The 25,305-nt window shown below is 45.6% G+C and carries 29 protein-coding genes; 11 read left to right on the top strand and 18 right to left on the bottom strand.

The genetic code is table 11. The annotated features are described in order from the left end of the window. Positions 1-112: 112 nt before the first annotated feature. From resA to ACK1LH_RS03060, 9 genes are all read right to left on the bottom strand, one after another. Complete coding sequence (resA, locus tag ACK1LH_RS03100; protein WP_411334459.1) at positions 113-652, bottom strand: thiol-disulfide oxidoreductase ResA; 540 nt, start codon at positions 650-652, stop codon at positions 113-115. Between the two features lie 383 nt (positions 653-1,035). Next, positions 1,036-1,932 (bottom strand): ABC transporter permease, encoded by an 897-nt coding sequence (locus ACK1LH_RS03095; protein ID WP_029285976.1) that lies wholly within the window; start codon positions 1,930-1,932, stop codon positions 1,036-1,038. 17 nt (positions 1,933-1,949) lie between these two features. Then, a complete protein-coding gene (locus ACK1LH_RS03090) occupies positions 1,950-2,951 on the bottom strand; it encodes an ABC transporter permease (protein WP_029567064.1) in 1,002 nt (333 codons plus the stop codon). Positions 2,952-3,094: 143 nt separating this feature from the next. Beyond that, on the bottom strand, positions 3,095-4,705 hold the full coding sequence (locus ACK1LH_RS03085) for an ABC transporter substrate-binding protein (protein WP_203289567.1): 1,611 nt from the start codon (positions 4,703-4,705) through the stop codon (positions 3,095-3,097). A gap of 50 nt (positions 4,706-4,755) precedes the next feature. Next, the gene (locus tag ACK1LH_RS03080) at positions 4,756-5,724 is read right to left on the bottom strand and encodes an ABC transporter ATP-binding protein (protein ID WP_411334457.1); all 969 of its coding nucleotides are present in this window, start codon (positions 5,722-5,724) and stop codon (positions 4,756-4,758) included. Continuing rightward, on the bottom strand, positions 5,705-6,709 hold the full coding sequence (locus ACK1LH_RS03075) for an ABC transporter ATP-binding protein (RefSeq protein ID WP_411335062.1): 1,005 nt from the start codon (positions 6,707-6,709) through the stop codon (positions 5,705-5,707). Before ACK1LH_RS03075 ends, ACK1LH_RS03080 begins: the two co-directional genes overlap by 20 nt. Before the next feature lie 323 nt (positions 6,710-7,032). Then, complete coding sequence (locus tag ACK1LH_RS03070) at positions 7,033-8,775, bottom strand: ABC transporter ATP-binding protein (protein ID WP_411334456.1); 1,743 nt, start codon at positions 8,773-8,775, stop codon at positions 7,033-7,035. A 132-nt stretch (positions 8,776-8,907) separates the two neighbouring features. Continuing rightward, a complete protein-coding gene (locus ACK1LH_RS03065) occupies positions 8,908-9,438 on the bottom strand; it encodes a DUF402 domain-containing protein (protein ID WP_029285964.1) in 531 nt (176 codons plus the stop codon). Between the two features lie 137 nt (positions 9,439-9,575). Next, positions 9,576-9,827: a YgaB family protein gene (locus ACK1LH_RS03060; RefSeq protein ID WP_411335061.1), complete on the bottom strand. Its 252-nt coding sequence runs from the start codon at positions 9,825-9,827 to the stop codon at positions 9,576-9,578. A gap of 210 nt (positions 9,828-10,037) precedes the next feature. On the opposite strand from ACK1LH_RS03060, the gene ACK1LH_RS03055 reads away from it, so the two are divergent. Continuing rightward, positions 10,038-10,589 (top strand): methyltransferase family protein, encoded by a 552-nt coding sequence (locus ACK1LH_RS03055; protein WP_411334454.1) that lies wholly within the window; start codon positions 10,038-10,040, stop codon positions 10,587-10,589. A 21-nt stretch (positions 10,590-10,610) separates the two neighbouring features. Beyond that, complete coding sequence (locus tag ACK1LH_RS03050) at positions 10,611-12,119, top strand: phytoene desaturase family protein (RefSeq protein ID WP_411334452.1); 1,509 nt, start codon at positions 10,611-10,613, stop codon at positions 12,117-12,119. Between the two features lie 227 nt (positions 12,120-12,346). On the opposite strand, the gene ACK1LH_RS03045 is transcribed toward ACK1LH_RS03050, so the two are convergent. The 5 genes from ACK1LH_RS03045 to fabL all read right to left on the bottom strand — a co-directional run bounded on the left by ACK1LH_RS03045 (position 12,347) and on the right by fabL (position 16,114). After that, the gene (locus ACK1LH_RS03045) at positions 12,347-13,267 is read right to left on the bottom strand and encodes a glycerophosphodiester phosphodiesterase family protein (RefSeq protein WP_411335060.1); all 921 of its coding nucleotides are present in this window, start codon (positions 13,265-13,267) and stop codon (positions 12,347-12,349) included. A gap of 239 nt (positions 13,268-13,506) precedes the next feature. Continuing rightward, positions 13,507-13,716, bottom strand: a complete 210-nt coding sequence (locus ACK1LH_RS03040) for a hypothetical protein (RefSeq protein ID WP_411334451.1) — start codon at positions 13,714-13,716, stop codon at positions 13,507-13,509. Next, complete coding sequence (locus ACK1LH_RS03035) at positions 13,697-13,864, bottom strand: hypothetical protein (protein WP_161781223.1); 168 nt, start codon at positions 13,862-13,864, stop codon at positions 13,697-13,699. The genes ACK1LH_RS03040 and ACK1LH_RS03035 overlap by 20 nt, the downstream gene beginning before the upstream one ends. Before the next feature lie 1,228 nt (positions 13,865-15,092). Beyond that, positions 15,093-15,278, bottom strand: a complete 186-nt coding sequence (locus ACK1LH_RS03030) for a gamma-type small acid-soluble spore protein (RefSeq protein WP_029285950.1) — start codon at positions 15,276-15,278, stop codon at positions 15,093-15,095. Between the two features lie 83 nt (positions 15,279-15,361). Continuing rightward, positions 15,362-16,114: an enoyl-[acyl-carrier-protein] reductase FabL gene (gene fabL / locus ACK1LH_RS03025; protein WP_282034263.1), complete on the bottom strand. Its 753-nt coding sequence runs from the start codon at positions 16,112-16,114 to the stop codon at positions 15,362-15,364. 89 nt (positions 16,115-16,203) lie between these two features. Between fabL and ACK1LH_RS03020 the strand changes: the two genes are divergently transcribed. After that, positions 16,204-16,428, top strand: coding sequence for a hypothetical protein (locus ACK1LH_RS03020; RefSeq protein ID WP_029285946.1), 225 nt, complete (start codon positions 16,204-16,206; stop codon positions 16,426-16,428). 28 nt (positions 16,429-16,456) lie between these two features. Here the strand turns inward: ACK1LH_RS03020 and mutY are convergent, their stop codons facing one another. Then, on the bottom strand, positions 16,457-17,551 hold the full coding sequence (mutY, locus tag ACK1LH_RS03015) for an A/G-specific adenine glycosylase (protein ID WP_411334449.1): 1,095 nt from the start codon (positions 17,549-17,551) through the stop codon (positions 16,457-16,459). Positions 17,552-17,787: 236 nt separating this feature from the next. On the opposite strand from mutY, the gene ACK1LH_RS03010 reads away from it, so the two are divergent. Further along, positions 17,788-18,768: a metal-dependent hydrolase gene (locus ACK1LH_RS03010; protein ID WP_411334448.1), complete on the top strand. Its 981-nt coding sequence runs from the start codon at positions 17,788-17,790 to the stop codon at positions 18,766-18,768. A 34-nt stretch (positions 18,769-18,802) separates the two neighbouring features. On the opposite strand, the gene ACK1LH_RS03005 is transcribed toward ACK1LH_RS03010, so the two are convergent. Continuing rightward, the gene (locus tag ACK1LH_RS03005; protein WP_029285940.1) at positions 18,803-19,072 is read right to left on the bottom strand and encodes a YfhJ family protein; all 270 of its coding nucleotides are present in this window, start codon (positions 19,070-19,072) and stop codon (positions 18,803-18,805) included. A 99-nt stretch (positions 19,073-19,171) separates the two neighbouring features. On the opposite strand from ACK1LH_RS03005, the gene ACK1LH_RS03000 reads away from it, so the two are divergent. Together ACK1LH_RS03000 and ACK1LH_RS02995 are read left to right on the top strand one after the other, a co-directional pair. Then, positions 19,172-19,333: a small, acid-soluble spore protein K gene (locus ACK1LH_RS03000; RefSeq protein ID WP_029285938.1), complete on the top strand. Its 162-nt coding sequence runs from the start codon at positions 19,172-19,174 to the stop codon at positions 19,331-19,333. Between the two features lie 32 nt (positions 19,334-19,365). After that, complete coding sequence (locus ACK1LH_RS02995) at positions 19,366-19,524, top strand: YpzG family protein (RefSeq protein ID WP_081414247.1); 159 nt, start codon at positions 19,366-19,368, stop codon at positions 19,522-19,524. A 37-nt stretch (positions 19,525-19,561) separates the two neighbouring features. On the opposite strand, the gene ACK1LH_RS02990 is transcribed toward ACK1LH_RS02995, so the two are convergent. Next, positions 19,562-19,903 carry a YfhH family protein gene (locus tag ACK1LH_RS02990; protein WP_203289557.1) on the bottom strand — a complete coding sequence of 114 codons (342 nt, stop codon included), beginning with the start codon at positions 19,901-19,903 and terminating at the stop codon, positions 19,562-19,564. A 71-nt stretch (positions 19,904-19,974) separates the two neighbouring features. Between ACK1LH_RS02990 and ACK1LH_RS02985 the strand changes: the two genes are divergently transcribed. Next, positions 19,975-20,631, top strand: a complete 657-nt coding sequence (locus tag ACK1LH_RS02985) for an SDR family NAD(P)-dependent oxidoreductase (RefSeq protein ID WP_411334447.1) — start codon at positions 19,975-19,977, stop codon at positions 20,629-20,631. A 5-nt stretch (positions 20,632-20,636) separates the two neighbouring features. On the opposite strand, the gene recX is transcribed toward ACK1LH_RS02985, so the two are convergent. Beyond that, positions 20,637-21,449, bottom strand: a complete 813-nt coding sequence (gene recX / locus ACK1LH_RS02980) for a recombination regulator RecX (protein WP_203289555.1) — start codon at positions 21,447-21,449, stop codon at positions 20,637-20,639. 163 nt (positions 21,450-21,612) lie between these two features. On the opposite strand from recX, the gene ACK1LH_RS02975 reads away from it, so the two are divergent. The 4 genes from ACK1LH_RS02975 (at position 21,613) to ACK1LH_RS02960 (ending at position 24,920) form a co-directional block, all read left to right on the top strand. Beyond that, positions 21,613-22,515 (top strand): TIGR01777 family oxidoreductase, encoded by a 903-nt coding sequence (locus tag ACK1LH_RS02975; RefSeq protein ID WP_411334446.1) that lies wholly within the window; start codon positions 21,613-21,615, stop codon positions 22,513-22,515. Between the two features lie 23 nt (positions 22,516-22,538). After that, entirely contained in the window at positions 22,539-23,669 is a 1,131-nt protein-coding gene (locus ACK1LH_RS02970; protein ID WP_411334445.1) for an amidohydrolase, read from the top strand. Between the two features lie 457 nt (positions 23,670-24,126). Further along, positions 24,127-24,684, top strand: a complete 558-nt coding sequence (locus ACK1LH_RS02965; RefSeq protein ID WP_411334444.1) for a GNAT family N-acetyltransferase — start codon at positions 24,127-24,129, stop codon at positions 24,682-24,684. Positions 24,685-24,791: 107 nt separating this feature from the next. Next, the gene (locus ACK1LH_RS02960) at positions 24,792-24,920 is read left to right on the top strand and encodes a YfhE family protein (RefSeq protein WP_081414248.1); all 129 of its coding nucleotides are present in this window, start codon (positions 24,792-24,794) and stop codon (positions 24,918-24,920) included. The last annotated feature ends 385 nt before the right edge of the window (positions 24,921-25,305 follow it).

Here is a 25,305-nt window from a genome sequence, read left to right as displayed (position 1 = left end):
GTCATCGTCTAAAGTCATTTTAAAGGTAGATTGTGCAGAAATTGTGCATAAAATGTACAGCCTTCTCTTAACGAATCAGAGAAACTCAATTGTCTTCATGAACATCAATTTATCATTTTGGTAATATTTCTTTAACCCATTTGTCAATATCACCCCTGCTCATTTCCCCTATGTAAGTTCTTTCTACTGTACCATCGGCTTTAATAAAGATAGAAGCAGGAAGATTATATATTCCATACGCATCATAGACTTGACCCTCTTTATCCAACACTGCAGGTAAAGAAAGATTATTTTCCTCAAAATAATTCTCTACTGCGAAATTTGATTCTTCTATGTTTATAGTAATCACTTCAAAATCATGTTCTCTATACTGATTATAGGAATCCTGTAAGGCAGGCATTTCCCTCTTACACGGTCCACACCAGCTCCCCCAGAAATTCACAAGTACAGCCTTTCCGCGAAGATCACTTAATTTGACTAAGTCTCCATTTAAATTTGGAAGTATAAAGTCGGGGGCTTCTGCATCGGCCATCACTACTGTCTTATTTGGATCTTTATGAATGATATTCGTATAGATTGTATAAATCACAGCGCCCAGAAGAATACCGAGTATTACTGTTCTTATCCATAACCTTGTTTTTACTCTGTTCATAAATAGCTCCTTATTGTCATTTAGGTTGCTGAGGTACATAAATATTATACAGTAGACTCCGTCTAATAATATCCATAAAAACCCTTTTATACTATAATTTATATAAACTTCATAGAATGGAATGATTATATGTACAAGAACATTATAAATACGATTATTGCTATAAGTCTTGTTCTATTAGCTTGGAACAGTTTTCAAATAGTATATCGTATTGATGAAATCAAAGAGATTTTAGCAGCAATGGTTAACGCTCTTTAAGAAGAATATCATTCTAGAGTTTCTTTAAACTATCGCATTAAACAATAGAAGGACGCTGACTGAGTCAGCGTCCTTCTAGATTAACCGTTTCACAAGTGAAAAAATATATGAGCAACGACTTGCCCTCAATGCTTCCCCTTAGGATCAAGCGCATCACGCAGCCCGTCACCCATTAGGTTAAAGCCGAGAACCGTCAGCATGATCGCAAGGCCCGGGAAGAACAGGGTCCATGGCGCCTGCACCAGGTACTGTTTGGAGTCGGCGAGCATTTTCCCCCACTCCGGGTTTGGTGCCTGTGCTCCGAGTCCAAGGAAGCCAAGGGCCGCTGCCTCGATGATGGCCGTTGCGATGGCCAGGGAGGCTTGTACAATAATCGGCGAAAGACTGTTTGGCAGGACGTGCACGAGCAGGATCCGGGTATCACTTGTGCCAAGTGCTTTGGCGGCCATGATATATTCTTCCTCTTTAACGCTGAGTACCTTTGCCCGGATCAGTCTCCCGAAGTTCGGAATGTTGATGACGGCGATGGCAATCAGGGCATTTTGAAGGGATGGCCCAAGGATGGCTACGATTGCGATGGCAAGCAGGATGCTTGGGAACGCGAGCATGATGTCAAACAGTCTGGAAATGATGCTGTCAATGACGCGTCCGTAGTATCCTGCAAGGATTCCAAGCAGCGTTCCAATCAAAGCGGATCCAAGGACCGAGAAAAATCCTACCCAAAGGGAAATACGCGCCCCGAATAATACTCTTGAGAAAATATCCCTCCCGAAGTCATCTGTTCCGAACCAGTGCTCGGATGATGGAGGAAGCAGGCGCTTTGAGAGCTCCTGTTCATCAATGCCCTGCGATGCGATGAGCGGAGCAGCTATTGCAATGAAGACAAAGAATAAAACGAGAACACTTCCTGCGATCGCGAGTTTATTTTGCAGAAACAAACGGAGTTTCTGCTGAAAAGGGGTGATGACCTTTTCCTGTTTGATGATGGCTGTCTTTTCTTCTTGAAGTGCCGGCAGTGACATGGCATTCTCCCCCTTTTCTAGTATTTAATCCTCGGATCAATGGCTGCATACAAGAGATCGACGATCAGATTGATAAAAACAAAGATGGCGGCAATGATCAAAATGCCTGACTGGATGACCGGATAATCCCGGTAGCTGATGGCATCGAAAATATACCTGCCCATCCCCGGCCAGCCGAAGATGGTTTCTGTCAGGATCGCTCCTCCGAGAAGAAGTCCTGTTTGAAGACCTATAATCGTTAAAATTGGAATGACTGCATTTTTCAAAGCGTGCTTGTACACAACCCAGAACATATGAAGGCCTTTCGCTCTGGCTGTTCTGATAAAATCAGATTCCATCGCTTCAATCATGGTTGATCTTGTGATTCTTGCAATAATGGCCATCGGGATTGTAGCGAGGGCAATTCCCGGCATAAGAATGTGTTTCAGCACCTGAACGAACTGATCAAACCTTCCCTGAAGAAGAGTATCAAGCAGGTACAGATTTGTGATGCTGTCTACAGGATTTCTAATTTCCTCCCTGCCTGTTGTCGGCAGCCAGCCAAGCTTGATCGAGAACACGTACTGCTCCATCAGGCCAAGCCAGAAAATCGGCATTGATACACCAATAAGGGCAATGATCATCGCCAAGTAATCAAACCATGAATTGCGGAACCACGCACTAATGATCCCCGCATTAATGCCGACAACGATGGCAATGACCATCGCAAAAAAAGTCAGTTCCATTGTAGCGGCAAGATAAGGCGTCATCTCTTTGCTGATGGCGGCACCTGTCCGAATCGATTGTCCAAGGTCACCCGTCAGAAGTCCGCCGATATAGTCAAAATACTGTATGTACCAAGGCTGGTCGAGTCCAAGCTGCTGTGTTAATTTTTCAATGGCCTCCTGTGTTGCGCGCTGCCCGAGAATGACCTGTGCCGGGTTCCCCGGTATGGCTCTGATGATGGAAAAGACAACGAGCGTCATCCCGATCAGAACAGGTATGAGCAGACCGATTCTTCTAATTGTGTATGAAACCATTCTTTCACCTCTTTCATTCGAAAAGCGTAAGCGCCGCTTCAGACATTCCAGATAAAAACTTCCTGCTTCCTGAGCTTGGCACCCTTGCGCCATTGTTTTCACCTTTTAAAAAAGAGAGGAGGACAGGTCCTCCTCCCAACTCATTACTTAAATTCGACCTTTGTCAGGATGTCAGAACCTGTTGGATGCGGCTTGAAGTTCGTCAGCTTGCTGCTTCCCGCAAGGATTGGCGTAGAGTGCGCAAGTGGAATCCAAGGTGCATCTTCTTTAATGATTTCCTGTGCTTTTTTGTATAGCTCATTACGTTTTTCCTGGTCAGCATTGGACTGTGCTTCAATTAAAATGTCATGGAGCTCGTCGTTGCTGTAGTACGTGTAGTTGTTGCTGCCGATGCTGTCTTTGTCAAGAAGCGTGTAAAGGAAGTTGTCGGCATCTCCGTTGTCGCCTGTCCATCCAAGCATGAATGAGTCAGCTTCCCCTTTTGCCGCTTTGTCAAGGTAAGTTGCCCAGTCGTACGTTTTGATTTCTGCTTCAACGCCGATTTTGGCAAAGCTTGATTTGATGACTTCGGCTACTTTCATTCCTTCAGGCATATATGGACGCGGTACAGGCATTGCCCAAAGCTCCATTTTGAATCCATCCGGGAAGCCTGCTTCTGCTAGAAGGGCTTTTGCTTTTTCAAGATCGTACGGGTATGGCTCAATGTCATCGTTATATCCTTCCAGTGACGGAGGCATTGGATTTTTTGCAGGCTCTGCAAGTCCGCCGTAGAATGAATCGATAATGCCTTGCTTGTCAACAGCATGGTTCAGTGCCTGGCGCACAAGCTTGTTGTCAAGCGGCTTGCGGTTTGTTGTCAAACCAACGTAGCCAATGTTCATAGACGGACGTTCGAACGTCTGAAGGTCGCTGTTGCTTGAAATAGATTTCGTATCAGATGGGTTTACACCATCCATTAAGTCGATTTCGCCTGTTTGAAGGGCATTTAAGCGTGCTGAGTTTTCAGGAATTGATTTGAAGATAACCTGATTTAATTTCGGATAGCCTTCCATCCAGTAGTCTTCATTCTTTTCAAGAACGATTCTGTCGTTTGGCTTCCACTCTACAAATTTGAACGGGCCAGTTCCAACTGGATTTTCTCTGAATTTGTCGCCGTGCTTCTCGATAGCTGCCGGGCTCGCAATGCCGAAAGGAGACATGGCAAGGTTCTTTAAGAACGGAGCCTGAGGGCGTTTTAATGTGAAAACAACTTTATAATCGCCGTCTGCTTTTACTTCTTTAATGACGTGTCCTTCGTCCTTTTTAAAGCCGCCGAACATTGTGTAGTAAGGGAATTTGTCTGCATCCCCGTTCATCCAGCGTTCAAAGTTGAAGACAACCGCGTCTGCATTGAAGTCTGTGCCGTCATGGAATTTGACGCCTTCTCTGAGAGTAAGCGTGTAAGTCAGGTTATCCTCTGACACTTCCCATTTCGTTGCAAGGCCTTCCTGCACCGTTGTATCCTGTTCACCATAGTTTAAGAGTGTTTCAAAAACGTTGACTGTTACTTTGAAGGCTTCCCCTTCAGTTGTTGTAATCGGATCTAGCGAAGTAGAGTCACCGCCGCGTCCAAAAACGAGGCTGTCCTGTTTCTTTTCACTGCTTCCGCCATCTGAGCCGCCATCTGATGAAGAGCTGTCAGAACTGCAGCCCATCAAGGCCGCTGATAAAAGCAGCACAAACATAATTGAGACTAACAGGCTTTTCTTTTTCACGCATACATCCCCCTATTTTCTAGTGATGAATCTATCAATCACGCCTTGTGTCACTCATACAGGTGACACGCAACATAATGACCTTCTTTAACTTCCTTCCAGGCAGGCTTCTTGACCGTGCATGGTTCAAAGCATGCCGGGCACCTCGTGTGAAACGCGCACCCTTTTGGCGGGTCAGACGGGCTTGGAAGATCCCCTTTTAACACAATCTGCTCTTTTACCGCTTCCGGGTCAGGCAGCGGCACAGCGGACAGAAGCGCCTTCGTGTACGGGTGCAGCGGATCTGCATACACCTTTTCACTGTCTGCAAGCTCTACTAAACTGCCTAAATACATGACTCCGAGTCTGTCGCTAATATGGCGGACAACCCCGAGATCATGGGAGATGAAGATATACGTCAGGGAAAATTCCTTCTGCAGATCCTTCAGCAGATTCAGGATCTGCGACTGGATGGATACATCAAGGGCAGAAACCGGCTCGTCTGCAATGATGAGCTTAGGATTGGTCATCAGCGCTCTTGCAATCCCGATTCTCTGGCGCTGCCCTCCGCTGAACTGATGCGGATAGCGCTTTCCGTAGGCTTCATCAAGTCCGACAATCCCGAGCATCTCCTTCACCTTTTGGCGGCGCTCTTCTTTGCTTCCGATTCCATGGACAATGAGCGGCTCTTCAAGAATTCGTTCAACGGTCATCCTCGGATTCAGGGAAGCATAAGGATCCTGGAAGACCATCTGCAGCTCCCGCCTCATTTTTCTCATTTCTTTGGGAGATTTCGTCAGCAGCTGCTCCTCGCGGAAGGCGACTGATCCGTCTGTCGGCTCAATCAATTTAAGCAACAGGCGCCCCATCGTTGATTTGCCGCAGCCGGATTCCCCGACAATCCCGAGAGTTTCTCCTTCGAACACTTCAAAGGACAGGTCATTGACCGCTTTTACCGCTCCCACTTTTCTGCCGAGAACCCCTCCCGTAATCGGGAAATGCTTTGTGAGCTTTTCTACTTTAAGCAAAGGCTTCGTCATGCTCTAAAGCCTCCTCTCTCGCTAAAAAACATCTCGACTGGTGCGAATCCTGCAGTTTATACAGCGGAGGCGAATGCTTCACGCACTCTGCCATCGCATACTCGCAGCGGCCTGCAAACAGACAGCCTGTCTGCACAGTGCCCGGACGCGGCACCTGGCCCGAGATGGAATACAGCCGTTCATTTTTCTTCCGGATGTCCGGAACAGATTTCATTAAGCCCCTTGTGTACGGATGCTTCGGATTTTTAAAGATGGTTTTGACGCTGCCTTCCTCCACAACTTGTCCGGCATACATGACCATGACGCGGTCGCACATTTCCGCCACAACTCCGAGGTCATGTGTGATAAAGACAATCGAGGTCTCCATTTTTTTGTTCAGATCCTTCATCAGCTTCAGGATCTGAGCCTGAATCGTCACATCAAGCGCCGTTGTCGGTTCATCTGCAATCAGCACCTTCGGATCACAGATCATCGCCATGGCAATCATGACGCGCTGCCTCATTCCGCCTGAAAGCTGATGCGGATACTCCCCGTAAAGCTCTTCAGGGCGCGGCAGGCCGACGAGCTTCAAAATTTGAATCGCCCGCTCTTTCGCCTGTTTTTTCGTCAGGCTTAAATGAACGCGGAGAGACTCTTCAAGCTGATTCCCGATTTTAAACAGCGGATTAAGAGAAGTCATTGGCTCCTGAAAAACCATCGCCAGTTCATTTCCCCGCAGTTTGCGCAGCGATTTTTCGTTCAGCTTCAGCAGATCTTTCCCCTGAAACAGGATCTCACCTGAAAGCTTTGAAGTTTTTTTGGGCAGCAGCCCCATAATGGATAGGGAGGTTACGCTCTTTCCGCAGCCGGATTCCCCGACAATGCCGAGAACTTCCCCTTTATGTACGTCAAACCTGATCGAATCAACGACACGCGTTTCTTCTTCTTTTCCCTGCAGGAACGTAATGCTCAAATCTTTGATTTCTAAAATCTTTTCCCGCGACAGACCGCTCACCCCCAGTTTGGACACCCTGAAGCAGCATATGATGCCGGGTGACCCGCTATGTCATGTTATTTCTGTAAGATACTATTAAAACTACTTAAAATTTGGATATGTACAAATTATAGACTAAAAATTCTAAATATTAAAATAGTTCATTCTTCCTATTTCCATCCGTACCTATCTTTTCCATAAGACGGTGAATATGGTGAAATTCATGTCATTTGAAGCATAAAAAATAAGCAGTCCTCAAAGGACTGCTTATTTTTACTTAATTTAGCATTTTATATCTGCTGAAAAGTATTTTTATTATGATAGAAAAATATGGGTTAATCCAGCTGCTGAATCTGGAACAGGGAATAATAGTGGCCCTGTTTTTCCATTAATTCGGCGTGGGTCCCTTCTTCGACAATCTTCCCGTTTTCCATCACGACAATCTTATCGGCATGTGTGATGGTCGACAGCCTGTGAGCGACAATGAAGGTCGTTCTGTCCTCAGCAAGCTTCTCGAGAGCTTCCTGAATTAGATGTTCGCTTTCAAGGTCCAGCGCCGAGGTTGCTTCATCAAGCACAAGAATCGGCGGATTTTTCAAAAAGACCCTCGCAATGGCAAGGCGCTGCTTCTGCCCTCCCGAAAGCTTGACTCCCCTCTCGCCGACCTTTGTGTTGTAGCCTTCAGGAAAACCAAGGATAAAGTCGTGTGCATTCGCGGCTTTTGCAGCTTCAAACACTTCTTCATCGGTGGCTCCCGGTTTGCCGATCAGGATATTCTCTTTCACAGACTGACTGAATAAGAACGTATCCTGAAGCACCATGCCGATCTGATCTCTCAGGCTTTGAGCGCGGTACTCGCGAATATCTGTGCCGTCCAGGAGAATCTTCCCTTCCGTAACATCGTAAAACCGCGGGATCAGACTGATGAATGTGGACTTTCCGCCGCCGCTCATTCCAACAAGCGCAACGGTTTCTCCCCTGTTCACCTCAAGCGATACATCTTCAAGAATCATCGGTTCCTTCTCATCGTATTTAAAGGAAACATGGTCAAACTTAATGGTGCCGCTGATGTCTTTTGCTTCCTTCGCATCGGGCTTGTCTGTAATATCGTATTTTTCATCAATCAGCTCAAACACGCGGTCCATAGAAGCAAGAGCCTGCGTCAGCGTTGTGGAAGATGTCACAAGGCGTCTCAGCGGATTGTACAGCTGATCAATGTAGGCGATAAACGCCACCATGGTTCCGACTGTCATGTTCCCGTGAATGACCTGGTAGGCTGCAAAGGCAATGACAAGCAGCGGTGCAACGTCCGTAATCGTATTCACCACGGCAAAGGTCTTTGCGTTCCAGCTAGTATGATCAATGGCTTTGCTTAAAAAGTTATGGTTTTCCTTATCGAACTCTTTTTGTTCATGATCTTCAATCGCAAAGCTCCGGATGACAGGCATCCCCTGCACTCTTTCATGAAGATGGCCCTGAACCTGAGCAAGCGCCTGCGACCTCACTCTTGTCAGATGTCTCAGTCTTCCGTAGAAATATTTCACCGAAAAACCGTACAGAGGGAACAGTACGATGGAGACAAGTGTCAGCTTAATATCCATTGTGAACATAATGATGACGGCAATCACAATCGTAAAGATATCGAGCCATACGTTCATAAGACCCGTGATGACAAAGTTTTTCGTCTGCTCCACATCGTTGATGACACGGGAGATGATTTCTCCCGCTCTAGTATTCGCGTAGTAGCGCAGACTCAGTTTTTGAAGATGGGTGAACAAACTGTCTCTTATATCATAGAGGATTTTACTGCCTGTCCACTGCGCAAAGTACTGTCTGTAATATTCAATCGGCGGTCTTGCAAGCAGGAAGATCGCAAACATGACGGCCATAATCGTGAACAGCTTTCCCGTTTTTTCATCAGCGGACATGTTTCCGCCGAGAATGTCATCTACTACATATTTAAGAAGCAGGGGCGTAAGAAGAGGTATGGAAAATTTAATGATTCCAATTGCGATTGTCCCTGTAATCTGCCATTTGTAGGGTTTAACAAATTTCATGTAGCGTTTAACTGAACTCAAGGTTTTGTCTCCCCCTCTCATTTCTTTTTATTCTGTGCTTTTGCACGGAGTTCATGCCGACCCCATGCAGAAAGAGCCTGCTCCGTAAAACAGGCTCTTAAAAAAACAACCCATTCATTTGTCTTGTGCCTGTCATTTCACATGAGTCAGATAGCGCTCGTACCACTCATCGATGAAGTCAGGCGAGAAAGGACCTTTCCGCTGTCTGATCCAGCGAAGCAGCTTCTCAAGATTGCTTTTTAATATCAAGTCGATCACATTCGGATAATTCATTTTCTTACGGTGATATTCGTACTCATCTTCATCAAGAATGATGTACGTCATATCGGGAAAAATCTTCACATCCAGGTCATAGTCAATATATTTAAGGGCTTCATCATCCCATGCAAATGGCGAACTGATGTTGCAGTAATAGTAGATTCCGTCTTCCCGGATCATGCCGATTACATTGAACCAGTATTTTGTATGAAAGTAACAGATGGCCGGCTCCCGGGTAATCCATGTTCTTCCGTCAGATTCCGTTACAATCGTCCGGTCGTTTCCGCCGATGATACAGTGACCGCTTGCCTTCAGGACAGTGGTCTCATCCCAGATTCTGTGGATATGCCCGTCATGTTTATAACTATGTATCTGTATGCTGTCTCCTTCCTTGGGAAATCCCATTTTGCTCCCCTACTTTCTATATCGCCGCTCCGCAAATAAGCAAAGATTGTCAACTTTTCGTTTTTACCATTATACCGCCTGCCGTTTAAAAAAGAAAATAAAAGAGCCGTCCGTATACCGGAGACTCCCATTGTCTGTTATTTATGCAGAGGCTCCTTGATCTGATAGGACCGGATAACCTCTTCTGTCTGTTTTTGAAATACCTTTTGAATGGACTGCAGCTCTTCCTTCATAATCTCAATCTCTGCCTGAATCTCCCCGCACGCCTCACCCGGGAGATTGTTCAGCTGCTCTTTCAGCTCCTGGCACCTCTCAATCTCTCCCTGAAGATCCAGCAGCTTATCCATTGTCTCAAGCTGGCGGCCCACCAATGCATCAAATTCCTTCAAGTTCATTTGCACCTCCGCTTATTTGTCCGCTATACCAATTCGTTTTTCAAGGCGCTTCTCCTTTGACTTAATCTGTTGAGGAATCAGAGGTTTTGTCGGAAAAATTATGGGCGGCTTAGCACATTCCATGCGTTTTAACTGGTTTGCCGGTCATAGAATAGGGGAATTGGATAAAAGTTGTAATGCCATATAAAGGAGATGAGCCGCTCTTTGATTTCTGTTCTCTTTTTAGTAATCACCGTCAGCTGGATGGCAGAATTCATTCTTTTCCGGAACAGGGGAACTTCTGAGGGTGAAATGCAGGAAAGGCGCTCCTACCCTTTTTTGCTTTTGGTCATTGCCCTCACGATTACAATGGCTGTCCTGATGAGGGAATGGAACATCTTTTATGTCGGCAGCACCCTTGTTCATGCGGCGGGCATAGTTCTATATGCATCTGGGGTTTTTCTGAGATACTGGGGTATTTTTCACCTGAAAGAGCAGTTTACCCGCCATGTTTCATTCCGCAAAGGGGATGAGCTTGTCAGCTCCGGCCCGTACCGCAGGCTGAGGCATCCTCTCTATACAGGACTCCTGCTCATTATCATCGGCATATGCCTTTCTCTCGGCAATGCTGTACTTGCAGGAGCAGGCGGGACAGCCGCCGCACTTGGCATTCTTAAACGGATACGCATTGAAGAAAAGATGCTGATTGAAGCTTACGGAGAGGAATACCGGAGCTGGGCAGAGAAAAGATACCGCCTTGTTCCGCCTATATATTAACCATTACCTGGAGGTGCTTGCATGTTAAATCAGAAAAAGAAAGCCGTTGTAGTCGGAGCAGGACTTGGAGGCATGTCTGCTGCAATCAGACTTTCGGCAGACGGCTATGATGTTACCGTTTTAGAGAAAAACAGCAATGTCGGAGGCAAGCTTAACCGCAGGTCCGGGAAAGGCTTCACGTTTGATACAGGCCCTTCCATCCTGACAATGCCGTGGGTGCTTGAGAAGCTTTTTAAAAGCGTCAACAGGCACCTTGAAGACTACATAACCGTCGTGCGTGTCGAACCGCAGTGGCGCACTTTTTTCGAAGACGGCACGTCCATTGATGTATCAAGCGACCTGCCGACGATGATTGCCGAGATGGCAAAGGTGTCGAACGAACCGCACGGCAGCATGAGCAGCCTTCTTTCCTACAGCGAAAAAATGTATGACCTCTGTCTGAAAAGCTTTTACAAATACAGCCTTGAAGATTTGAAGGATTTGAAAAAACACCACACACTGAAAGACTTGTTGGCAATGGACCCGCTCAGCACGGTTGCCGACGGAACAGAGAAATACCTGGATTCCAAGCACCTGCAGCAGCTCTTCAACTTCTTTGTCATGTACGTCGGCTCAAACCCATACTCCGCCCCGGCGATATTGAATCAGCTGATCTATGTGCAGCTCGGCCTCGGCATTCACTACGTAAAAGGCGGAATGTACGAGATCGCAGAAGGCATGAAGAAAGTCATGGACGAACTGAGAATCGAAGTGAAAACAGACACACCTGTTGCCCACCTTGAACTCGAAGGCAAAAAAGTAACGGGCGTTGTGACAGAGAGCGGAGATGTTTACCGTGCCGATGTCGTCATTTCAAACCTTGAAGCCATTCCGGCCTACCGGAACCTCGCCCCGTCAACAGGAGAAGTGAAGCGTGAAGTGAAAAAACTCGGCAAGTCATTCATACCGAGCGTATCCGGACTCGTGCTTCTGCTTGGAACAGACCGGAAGTTTGAAAACTTAAAACACCACAACTTCTTCTTCTCAGAAGATCCGAAAAAAGAATTCCAGCAAATTTTTGATCAGGGAGTACCGGCAGATGACCCAACCATCTACATCGGCATCTCTGCCCGGTCTGACGCAAGCCAGGCGCCTGAAGGAAAAGACAACCTCTTTGTGCTGACGCACGTCCCTCCTCTTAAAGAAGGAGCAAAAACAAGCATCGACTGGGATGAATACAGAGAACTTGTCCTGAACAAACTCGAGCGCATGGGCATGACCGGACTCCGGGACTCCATTGAATTTGAATACCGCTTTACCCCTGAGGACCTTGAAGAGCTTTACGGTCCAAACGGCGGATCCATCTATGGAGTCGCATCTGATAAGAAGAAAAACAGCGGCTTCAAAATCCCGTCCAAAAGCCAGCTGTACGAAGGCCTATACTTCGTCGGCGGCTCAACCCACCCCGGCGGAGGCGTGCCGATGGTCACCCTCTCCGGCCAGCTGACCGCGGATTTGATTAAAGAAAATGAGCTTGCTGCTGTGAAATAGGTTATCTCAGAGATTTAACATTGAATCCCATCCGGCTAAATTTCCTATCAAAAAAGAGCGCATAAGATATCATGCGCTCTTTTTTGATGAAATTATTAGCTTTAAAACAGTCCCCTACACCCCAGGCTGTCTCGATTTGTTCGCTTATGCAACCTGAAAATTTGTATGAAATGATCATTTTATTTTTGAATTTATTGATTGTTGCCTAACTTACATCCAGCTATTAGCTAATCTCTTTCCTGAATAACTTTAGAAATAATATCTATACGATTTGTCCAGATCCCACCAGTATATCCTTTTGGCAGACGCTCTAAATCTTGTTCTTCATCAAACCCTTCTGACCATCCGCCACTACCTGCAACTAAGATAACTCTCGTACCGACACTATCCATTCTATTGAGGAATTTGTCTGAACTCCCCCACAAGTAAGAAAAATAAGTTTCTGGTATGTGTAACTGCGTATTTTCACACGCCGCTGGAATATAGCCAGTCCAGCCGGCTGCTATATATGTGAGCAGGCAGCTTTTCAATGTTTCTTTGGACATTACCCGCATGTCTGGTATGGCTTTTTTTAGGGTAGCAATAGGCTGATCACCGCCGTATGCTGAAAGATGTTCTAACCTATCATCAGGATATTTTGAGAGATAATCTGCTAGTTGACTTCCTTCTTTTGGATCATCGCTTTTAATGTGAATAAGAAAAGATCCGTTTGGAAACTCTTCCAGTACCTCATCGAGTGTATGTATTAACCCTACTCCTTTGCCCCGAAAAGGAAAGGATTTTCCGTTGTCAGCCGTATATCCGTATCCTGCATCCAGCTGTTTCAATTCTTCCATCGTATGTTCCCGAGTGGTGCCCTTACCATTCGTTCTACAATCAAGAGTCCAGTCATGGAAAATCGCAAACTCTCCATCTAAAGTAGGTTGGACATCAATTTCAACGATGTCTGCGCCCCCTTCAAATGCCGCTTTTATAGAAGGAATGGTATTCTCGAGATATGGATGTTCTGGTTCGTACATTCTTTCCGCCGTACAGGTTTCTGCCGTTATCCCCTCCATGCGAAAGGTCTGTCCTAATCCACGATGCGCTAAAAGCATAGGCTCGCCACTACGTTCCTTTGTAAAAAGTGAACTATTATTAACAAACATAAACAAAGCCAGTAATAATATAATGAATAAAGTTCTTTTTGCTATTTTTTTAACGTTCACTTGATTATAACCCTCTCATTTATATGCTAAGAGTTGTCGAGAGCAAAATGACCTCAATAGCTGTAGAATAATAAACAATAATCATTTTTCGTCATACAAAAGGAGAATACGATTAGCTCCTTTATCGATTAACAACAATCCTTGAGCAGTTTGCTAAAACTTTGCGAGTGATGATTTAACTATTTCTTATCAAGATCACTTATTTCTCTTTCAATAAGAGATATTGAAATACTAAATGCTTCTAACCGTCTTTTAGCCAGGGTAATTTGAGATTTATATCGGTCAGGATTTTCTTTGCCTTCCAGCGTTTTTACTGTTTCTTTTAGTTTGTGTATAGTTGATTCAATTTGACGTTTTGCTTCAACTAATTCAGATACCTGAAATTCCAATTGAATTTCCCTCCTTTTTGTAACTTTCTTTCTTATTTCTAATTTGATAAATAGCTGCTTCAGGCGGAGTTTCATTAAGTTGCTGTTTTAGCTCTTTTTTCCTTTTCGTTGATCTCCACCTGCTGCTTCCCATTACTTTTTTATCCAATACTCACTTCCATCGGGTTTACGGTCCACTATTCCCTAATACCTTTTAAAAAACTGCACCACAAATTAAGTGAAGCAATGTGATATTCTAGCAATTGCCATAAAATATTGAATTGAAATGTATTGTTAGTTCGTATAATGCTCTATTTTGATTGCTCATTCAATGTTCTCACCTTTTCGACAAACAGTATAACAAACGTTCATTAAATTAGTATAACTAATTACAAACGTTTTGTTTGGTATAAGTCAATGATATACATTGGTGTTTTTATTTTCTGCAATAACTGCCATCAACCAAGTGAAATCCTCCGTTAATGGTTTTATTCTCTGACATAAGTACCACCGAGCTAGCGAGAGCCGCAGTTGGTGGTCTTATTCTCTTCTATAAATACCACCAACCATACGAAATCCTCTGTTGAGGGTCCCTTTCTCCCCGATAAGTACCACCAACCAAGCGATATCCGCTGTTGTTGGTTCCATTCTCCCTGATAAGTACCACCAACCATACAAAATCCGCTGTTGATGGTTCCTTTCTCCCCGATAAGTACAACGAACTAAGCGATATCCGCTGCTTTTCTCTGAAGGACCATAAGCAACCTTGTTTTGACCCTTCAGCTCTGTTGGTTTGCTGTGAAGGGTCATATGCGTTCCTGTTTTGACCTTTCATCTCCTTTGATTTGCTGTGAAGGGTCATATGCCATCCTGTTTTGACCCTTCAGCTCTATTGGTTTGCTGTGAAGAGTCATATGCCATCCTGTTTTGACCCTTCAACTCTATTGGTTTCCTCTGAAGAATCATATGCAATCCTGTATTGACCCTTCAGCTCTGTTGGTTTCCTCTGAAGAGTCATATGCAACCCTGTTTTGACCCTTCACCTCTGTTGGTTTGCTCTGTATGGTCATATGCCATCATGTTTAGACCCTCCAGCTCTCTTGGTTTGCTCTAAAGGGTCATATGCGACCTTGTTTTGACCCTTCACCTCTGTTGGTTTGCTCTGAAGAGTCATATGCAATCCTGTATTGACCCTTCAGCTCTCTTGGTTTGCTCTAAAGGGTCATATGCGACCCTGTTTTGACCCTTCATCTCCTTTGATTTGCTCTGAAGAGTCACATGCGATCCTGTTTTGACCCTTCAGCTCTCATTTATTCAGCCCGCTCCCCCCACAACAAAAAAAGACACCTCTCCACACAAGGGGAGAAGTGTCTCTTTTCGTTTTTTAAACGGTTCGATTATGAGTTTTGGTTCTTTTTAGCTTCAGCTTGCTGGTTGTACTTCTTTACGTGTTGAGCGTCAGTCTCGCTTGCGAACTCAGCACCGTATTGTTGTTGACCTTGAGCAGCTTGAGCGTTTTGTTGTTTCACGTGTTGTGCGCTTGTGCCTGCTTGTGATTTGTTTGGTTGTTGTTGGTTTGCCATGTTTATCACCTCCACGAAATTTATCATGTCCCGGAGGTGATTTTTATATCCGCTTTTTTTTCGATCTTTTTTTCAGGATCGATTTACATCAAAAGAGAACGGCCGCCATCTACAATAATGGTCTGCCCTCTGATCATCGAGGCTTTTTCCGAGCAGAGGAATTCAACGGCATCGACCATGTCTTCCGTGTCGACCATTCTTCCGGCAGGGGTCATTCTTCTTGCATCAGCAAGCAATTCTTCGCGATTTGGGAAATGCTTGAGTGCTTCTGTATCGACCGCCCCTCCAGATACGGCGTTGACCACGATGTTTTTGGACGCAAGCTCTACAGCCAGATAGCGCGTCAATGATTCCAGCGCAGCTTTTGAAACGCCTACAGTTGTATAGTTTTCAAGGACACGGATGGAGCCGAGGGAGCTGATGCTCACAATTGTTCCTCCGCCCGTTTTCTCCATGCGCTTGGCCGCTTCCTGGGCACAGAATAAAAGGGCCTTGCTGTTAATATCCATTGTCCAGTCCCAATGCGTTTCTTCAAGCTCCATAAGAGGACGAAGAACGCCGGATGCCGCATTGTTAACAAAAATATCAAGTCTGCCGAACGTCTCATCGACTTCGGCAAACATTTCTTTGATTTTGTCAGGCTTGCCCACATTCGCTTTCACAACAAGCGCTTTTACACCAAGTGCTTCAATTTCTTCCGCTGTCTGCAGGGCGGCGCTTTTGCTGCGTGCATAGTTGATCACGATATTATAGCCCTGCTTGGCAAGACGGAGGGCGATTGCCTTGCCGATGCCGCGGCTGCTTCCTGTAATTAGAGCGGTTTTGTTCTGGTTCATATTGACATCTCCTTCAATGCAGTAGTTCGTATAGTTGCCCTTATTGTATCAAACAATAGGAAAAGCGAGTAGTAGAGGAGGAGTTCATCATGTACGTAGGCAGAGATATGACGGAACTGTCAATGATGTCCATACACGAATGGAAAGACAGTGAGCTTGCATACTTTCACCACGGGCTTCAGCAGATGATGCCATATTTAAACGCCGAGGGCCAGACGATCCACCGCGAAATCATCGAGGAGATTGAAGCCCGCGGAGGCCTGAAGCGCGGTGAGGCGGATTACACGCACGGAACCAGAGTGAGCTATGATTGAGAAAAATCCGGCCGCATCCGGCCGGATTTTATTTGTGTGCCTCCGTCAACTGATAAATTTTCTGATGGGAAACGGGGAAGGCATATTTCTGCATTTCTGCTTCTGTTACTTTTAGAAGGTTATTGGGGCTGCTGCCCGGCTTCAGCTTTCCTGCATAGACAGAGATATTCCAGACGAGATGGGAAAAAATATGCTGAATGGTTCCTGACAAGGGCTCAAGCTCAGCATCTGTTTCATATTCCTCATGCAAGTACCTAACAAGCTGTTCTTTTTGAGAAATCAGCCCAACTTCCGTTTCACAATTTGGGAACTCCCACAAATTTGCGAGCAAACCGGATGACGGGCGTTTGTGGATATAGAAATTTCCGGCATCATCTTTCAAAACAGCCGCTGCCATCGATACCGGTCTTGGCTTTTTCTTTTTGCTTTTTACCGGAAGTTCTGTCTGAACGCCTTCTTCAAACGCCTGGCAGTGTTCTCTTACAGGACAGATCAGGCAGGAAGGGGATGTCGGCGTACATACGATTGCACCAAGCTCCATGAGTGCCTGATTAAATTCAGACGGCTGTTCTTTTGAAATGACCTCATAAAGAATCTTTTCAAAAATGGTTCTTGTCTTCGGTTTCGCGATGTCTTCCCAGATTGAAAGAATCCGCGACATGACTCTCATCACATTTCCGTCAACAGCGGGCTCCGGCACCCCGTATGCGATGCTCAGGATAGCCCCTTTTGTGTAGGGACCGACGCCTTTCAGCTTGCTGATCTCCTCAGGCGTATTCGGCACGACGCCTCCGTAGGTACTTACGACTTCTTTTACAGCAGATTGGAGATTCCGGACACGTGAATAATAGCCAAGTCCCTCCCACGCTTTCAGCACATCTTCCTCATCGGCAGCTGCAAGTGCTTCAAGGGTCGGAAATTTCTCGGTGAAGTTCAGGAAGTAAGGAATGACCGTATCCACCCTTGTCTGCTGCAGCATGATCTCAGAAACCCACACCTTATAGGGATCCTGATCAAGCCTCCACGGCAGATCTCTTTTCTCGCGCAGGTACCATGAGATTAAATCGCGCCTGAAATCTTCTATATGTAATGAGTGCAGATTCTTGTCGGCTGCATCAAGCATATTTATCTTTCCTCTCATGTTATTTTTATTGGATATTTGGGAAAATAAAAGGGTATCTTTTTTTTCAACTTAGAAATCATACAGCATTTATCCGTATTTAAAAAGGGAAAGCATGTTAGTGTTTGACTCTTTCATGCCGTTCCATGCAAAATGCCATAAAGAGCACACTTATTCTTTTTTAGAAAGGGATAGGAAAAGCTCAGTCTTCATAAGAATGTGACAGGAGGTTTTGCAAAGTGGATACAGGCACACACGTTGTGATGGGCATTGCCCTTGGCGGACTTGCGACACTGGATCCCGCTGTCGGTACTGACCCGGTAACAGCTCAGGCAGTCATGATCGGAGCGATTGCCGGTTCACAGGCTCCTGATCTTGATACGATACTCAAATTCCGAAATAACGCAAAATATATCCGCAATCACCGCGGCATTACTCATTCCATTCCGGCGGTGATTCTCTGGTCGGTGCTGATCACGGGCTTGCTGTACTGGTTTTACCCCGGCTCTGATTTGCTGCATCTCGGGATATGGACAACAATTGCAGTCGTTCTGCATGTATTTGTTGATATTTTCAACGCATACGGCACACAGGCTCTGCGGCCTTTTTCCCACAAATGGGTGGCGCTCGGCATGATCAACACGTTCGACCCGATCCTGTTTGCCATTTACTGCGTTGGCATCTTGTTCTGGGTTTTCGGCACACCTGCCGGGTACACGTTTCTGACCGTATTTATCGTCGTCTTTTTCTATTACATTTTACGCTTCTTTATGAAAAGAAGCATTGTGAAAAAAATCCATGAAAAATACAGCGAAGTGGAAAAAATCATCATTTCCCCGACGATGAAATTCAGACGTTGGCGCGTGGCGATTATTACAAAATCCCATTTCTATGTGGGACGGTCGCTGAACGGCAAATTAACGATTCTTGACGAGTATGACCGTGTTCCCGTCCCTCAGACGGCAATCATTCAGGCAGCTGAAGAGGATGAAAACATCTCGGCCTTTCTGTCTTTTTCTCCCGTGTACCGGTGGGAAGTGGATGAGTATACAGACCACTATGAAGTAAAATTCATCGACCTGAGATACAGAAGCAAAGGCCATTACCCCTTTGTCGCGATCGTCCAGCTCGATCAGAACCTGAATATTGTCAGCTCCTATACAGGCTGGATTTTCAGTGAAGAAAAGCTACGGAAAAAATTAGACCTTTTGCCGGAATAAAAAACTTGGCTCCCAAGAATGGGGCCAAGTTTTTTTAATGGAGCATGCCGTCGCTGTCATTCAGAAGATGGCTGTATTTCGGGTTCGTCGCCAAAAATTGATGCAGTTTGTCACCGTAGTTGACAATCCACTGCGTGACAATCTTCTCTGTCATGTTTTTCCCGCGGTACTTCTCCCCCGCTTTGGCGTACGTTGTCTCAAAGTCATCCCACAGCAGTTCAACCCACGTTCTCGCCTTGTCATAGGACAGGGCAGGATTTTTTTCCATAAGCAGCCGGGCAAGCCGGTCGTGATACATTTCCATTTTTCATCACCCCGTTCGGTTTATAGTTTTTGCGGAAGCATCACATACTATAAGTAGGCTTCTAATGAAGCTAGTTTAAACCCATTGGAGGTCATACGAATGCGGAACAAAGCGAAAGACTTTCCGATCCAGTCAAGCAATAAGTTTGAAGGAGAGCCACGAGCAAAAGATGATTTCGCGTCCAAACGGGCCGACGGAACCATCAACACACATCCGCAGGAACGCATGAGAGCTTCCGGCGAGCGCGAAAATCAGTTTTAAAAGACTGCACACATTTTGCGGAGGTGCTTATAATGGGGTCAACACACAAAAAGTTTTTTGAAAATCGAATGGCTAATCCGTTTCAGCAGCCTTGGGCCAACCCAAAGCATGCGCATGCACAGGTGAACGGGCAGACGCAGCAGACTCAGGACTTAATCATTCTCGAGCGTCAGACAAGAAAAAGATCATAGGCTAAACGCATAACGAATCATGCTGAATGAATCAGATTCAGCGTGGTTCGTTTTCTTCTTTTTTTCGGCCAAGCATCGAAATTGGAATGCCTTCCTCTTCTAAGTCCGGGGATTCAAGACGGTTCCCCCACGCAAATACACCATTCATGTAGTCAATTTTAAAGTATGAGCCCGGTGCACCTTCTATTTCATACACTTCCCCAGGCTTAAAATCATCAGGGTTAAGCAAATAGGCCTTTGCCATCGTAATCTTGCGGTCAAGCACCGCAAATTCATTGACCATGCCAAGCTGCTCAGCTTTACGGGCTTTCTCGGAAAGAGCGGCGATTTCTGTTTTCAGTTCATATTCTGTCATCGTGCTGTAGCGTTTTGTCTGCATGATGGTACTTCCTTTCTTTTTTGCCCTTTAAAAGGATAAAATAAATGTATGACATCTATAGGAGTGATTTTATGACAGCACTAGTCGTCACAGGTGCAGGCTCAGGACTCGGACGCTCACTCGCCTTGGCCTACAGCAAAGATTTTGCCGAGATCATTCTTCTCGGGCGCAGCACGGAAAAGCTGCTGGAAACAAAACAGCTGCTGCCTGATAAGCAGGTATTTACATATGAGCTTGACATCAGGTCTCATGCGGAGATTGAACGGCTGACAGACACCCTCTTCAGCCGTCATCCTGTCACTGCGCTGATCAATAACGCAGGAGTGGGCCACTTTGGTCCAATCACGGACATGCCGGCTGATCAGATCAAAGAAATGCTGGATACTAACGTATTCGGTACCATTCTTTTAACACAGGCATTCCTGAAGCAATACAAAGAAAAAGGAAAAATCGTGAACATTATCTCAACAGCAGGCCTCAGAGGAAAAGTGAATGAAAGTGCCTACTGCGCCTCCAAATTTGCCCTGAGAGGCTTTACTGAGAGCCTCGTAAAAGAATATGAGGGAACTGGCATCGTTCTGTCAGGAGCATACATGGGCGGCATGGACACACCGTTCTGGAACGAAAGCGATCATATTAAAGATAAATCACGGCTCCGATCACCCGACGTTATTGCTGAAAAAATATACAGTCTTGATGACGGGAGATCTGAAATCATTGTGGAGTAGGGCGTTCAGTCCTGCTCCTCTTCTTCATTCAGGAACCGTTCAATCATGTCGATCTGGAACCCTTTTCTGTATAGGGCCTGCTTCATTTTGAGACGGTATGCAGACGGCTTTTCTTTGGCGTACTTCCGCTGCAGCTTTTCCGCCTGCTTCACCAGAGACTGGTATTCTTCATCATCATTGTTCTCATATGTCATTTCTTCCGTGACGATTGAAATCACGTCGAAATTGAATCCTTTTCGAAGCAGGGTCTGCTCAATTTTTTGCTTCGTCTGAACAGTAGAGCTTTTCGCTTCTTTTCTCACTGTTTTCTCCGCATGGACCATTGCTTGTTCAATCTGATCCTCTTTTGTATACTGCTCCAAAGCCTTTTCCGCCGTTGCTTTATCAATTCCTTTTAAGGAAAGCTCCCTTTTAATCACGCCCGGTCCCTTACCCCCGGTTTTCCAGTGCGTCCGCACAAATGCATCCGCGAACTCACTGTCATTAACGTATTTATAATGCCGAAGCTGATGGATAACCTCAGTCACAACCGATTCAGGGTACTCTTTTTTCAAAAGCATATCGGCCGTTTCCTTCTCTGATCTCATTCTGAATCCGAGAAATTCGATCGCTTTGTTAAACGCCTTTTTGACCGAATCCCCGTACTGGATCTCGAGGATTTCCATCTCATCCAGTTCAAGGCCTTTTTTAAGGCCAAACTTCAATAGAACGTTCTGGTCGACGCTGAAGGCGAATTTTTCACCTTTGCCATCATTTAAAAACACATTAAACCGTTCTTCACTGCTCTTTTGAGTCGTTATTTTCGATATTGTTGGCATAGGAACACCTCCCCTTTATTTTATCACATTTCCCTTTTTGCACCTTTTAAAAAGAACTGCTGCACATTGGACAAAAAACTTTCCGGACCAGAGCATATTAAAAAGGATTATTGGGGTTTGAGTGCTGAATTATAAGGAAAGAGAATAACAAGGAGTGATGACCGTGAAAATAGCAATCGCAGGCGGAACGGGCTTTGTCGGAAACGAACTGACCGACTATCTCGCTGAAAACGGAAATGAAGTGCTGATTTTAACCAGATCGAAAAAAGAAAGCGATAAAAGCGGTGTCCGGTTTGTTGAATGGATGACAGACGGCGCCGCTCCTGAAAAAGAACTCGAGGGCATTGATGCCTTTATCAATCTTGCAGGCAAATCCATCAACGACAGATGGACGGAGGAAAACAAAAAAGAAATCGTCGAAAGCAGAATCAAAACAACGCGTGAAGTATACAGAATCATTGACAGCCTTCATAAGAAACCTGAAGTCCATGTGAACGCGAGCGCCGTCGGCATTTACGGTACGTCAGAGACCGAGACCTTTACGGAAGAATCCGCACCTGGCGCTACTGATTTTCTGTCAGAGACCGTCATGAAATGGGAGCAGGAAGCAGAGGAAATCGGAAAACTTGGGGTCCGCACCGTTTTTGTCCGCTTCGGAATCATTCTCGGTGACAAAGGGGCGCTTCCGGCCATTCTTCTTCCATATAAATTATTTGCGGGCGGGACAGTGGGCTCAGGCACACAATGGATGTCATGGGTTCATATACATGATGTAGTGAGACTTATACATTTCGTGATGAAAGACAGCACAATAGAAGGTCCCGTGAATGCCGTTTCTCCAAATCCCGTGCAGATGAAGGAATTCGGGAAGACCGCGGCAAAAGTGATGAACCGCCCCCACTGGATTCCGGCCCCGGGATTTGCGTTGAAACTGGCGCTTGGGGAGCGAAGCATCCTTGTCCTTGAAGGGCAGCGGGTCATTCCGAAGGCAGCGGCAGAAAACGGCTTTACTTTTACATTTCCAATACTCGAGGATGCTTTGTCAGACTTATTAAAATCAAGATAGGTCACTCAGAATAGGAGTTTGCCATGGACAGCTTTTTATTCAGGAATGCAACCATATACCCCATAACGTCAAAAACGCTCTATCAATCAGATCTGCTCGTGACAGGAGGCAAAATCAAAGCAATCGGCAAGAACCTCCCTGCCCCGCCTGATGCAGCCATCATTGATTGCGGGGAGCAGTTTCTTTTCCCAGGCTTTATCGATGTTCATACACATCTGGGCCTGTATGATGAAGGAACAGGCTGGGCAGGCAATGATGCGAATGAAACCATTGAAGTGCTCTCGCCTCACATCCGCGCGCTCGACGGCGTTCATCCGCTTGATCAGGGCTTTAAAGATGCTGTTCGGTACGGCATCACGACCGTGCACGTCATGCCGGGCAGCGCGAACGTAATCGGCGGAACAACATCCGTCATCAAAACCCACGGCATCAATATCAAAGACATGCTCGTGGTGGAAACGGCTGCTCTTAAAATTGCTTTGGGCGAAAACCCGAAGCGCATTCACAGCCACGGCAATAAGGATTCCATTACAAGAATGGGCATCATGGGCATGCTCAGGGAAGCTTTTTATAAAGCCAAATGCAGCATGAATGACTGCGATGACTTCAGATCCATCCCCATTAAAAAAGTGCTGAACCGTGAAATCCCAGTCCGCATTCACGCACACAGAGCAGATGACATCCTGTCTGCAATACGGTTTGCAGAAGAATTCGATCTGGATTTCAGGATTGAACACTGTACAGAAGGCCATCTGATCGCAGATGAATTTATCGGTAAAAACATCAAAGTAAGCGTAGGCCCGACCCTTACCCGCAAATCAAAAATCGAACTCAAAAACAAAAGCTGGGAAACGTATCAGGCACTCGCTGACCGGGGGGTGGAAGTCTCCATCACGACGGATCACCCCTACACCCCGATCCAGTATTTGAACGTGGTCGCATCCATCGCCGTAAGGGAAGGTTTTGACGAAAAACTCGCTCTTGAATCCATCACCATAACTGCTGCCAAAAACCTGATGATCGACCACCTTGTCGGAAGCCTTGAACCGGGAAAAGACGCCGACATCGTCCTGTGGAACCACCACCCGTTCCACTACCTCGCAAAGCCCGAGCTGACAATGATAAATGGGAAAATAGTCTACCAAAAAACCTGAATTTCCCTCTTGAAAAACAGCGCTTTCTCAGTCTCAAAAAATGTGCTCAAATTCACATAAAATTAACAAAAAAAATTGTTCCATTTTGAAAAAAAATCGAGTATGATACTTGAGGAAAGAGTAATATGCTAGAAAAGCGGAAGCGCCCGTTTTGCTCCGGCAGTCAGATAAGAAATCACCCGAAAAGTCCGGGTTTGACTTTTTGGGGGATTTTGTTCTGACAGAGGAGTTGGGCGCTGCAGCTGGACATCGAAAACCGAGTCTAAGTATTCCTGAAGTTATTACTAAAAACCGAATGATGCAATTGCGTGGGAAGGCAAATGGTGCGCCACCAGTAAACTGGTCCTAGTGGGTTCGATTCCCACCCCGAAATTTTTTGGCTAATTTAAAAAATTTCGAGGGTGGGACTTTCACACGACAAGTCTGTAAGTCTGCCCTCTGGTTGGAGGGACAGCAAATGCTTAAAAAACGTGATATTCATGACAGTCAGCCGCTATATGATCATATGATCCACCCTGATGTCTTCCCATTTGTGCGCCACAAAGCAGCATCAATTGATGAATATCTTTTTTTAACCAAACAGACAATTGAAGCAGAAGAGCGCGGGGAACTAATTTCACGTACCATTCTTGATGAATGGGGCTCTCCAATCGGAACGATCAGTCTGTTTGACATCCAGGACAACGCAGGATTTCTCGGCACATGGCTCGGGAAACCATACCACGGAAAAGGCTATAACCAGGCCGCAAAAGATGCCTTCTTTAATGAACTCTTTTTTGAGCTTGGCATTGATCGGATTTTCCTTCGCATCCGCAAGAAAAACGTCCGCTCAACAAAAGCAGCTGAAAAACTGCCGTACGTTGTCAACGCGAACGAAACACGAAAACCACTCCTTGATGAAATCAATCAGGGTGAAGATATCTATAACCTTTACGAAATTTCAAAAGACCTTTACACCTTCTATACGGTGCGCACCGCTGCAGAAACAGAGGAACAGCATCTTAAAGAAGCCTAAAATAAGAAAAGCCTAAAAACCTGCTCATAAGAAGCAGGTTTTTTTGTATGAGTTTTTGCCGGGATGACGAAAATAGATGTGACACAAATTCGAAAGGGTGAAAAAGCATGTCGGACAAAAGAAAACGCGAAAAAACACGCAACTCTCTAAGCGGCGCTCAAGAAGTAACCTATTCCCGGGAATTTAAAATGGCGGACCGCGCGGGCGGGTACATAGGCAGCAAAAGCGGGCGTTGAGGCTGGAGCATAAACGCTGGTGAATATTTTTTGAAAGTGCTGTGAACCTTGGTTTGCAGCATTTTCTTTGTTGATTGTTCACTGGAAAGTGTTCTTAATCTGAGTTAACAGCACAAACTCTGTTGATCGTTCACTGGAAAATGTTCTTAACCTGAGTTAGCAGCACAAACTCTGTTGATTGTTCACTGGAAAGTGTTCTTAATCTGAGTTAGCAACACAAACTTTCATGATCGCTCCCTGGAAAGTGTTCTTAATCTGAGTTAGCAACACAAACTTTCATGATCGCTCCCTGGAAAGTGTTCTTAACCAGCTCAAAGACAAATAACCGCTTGACCGTATGTGAGCTTAACGCCTAAAGTCAGCAACTACCAGCATAAGTCCTCCC

Origin of the sequence: Metabacillus indicus (genome assembly GCF_046603695.1) — a bacterium.
GTDB lineage: Bacteria > Bacillota > Bacilli > Bacillales > Bacillaceae > Bacillus_P > Bacillus_P indicus.
Note: the sequence above shows the minus strand (reverse complement) of the source record. Positions and strands in the feature narration are given on the sequence as shown.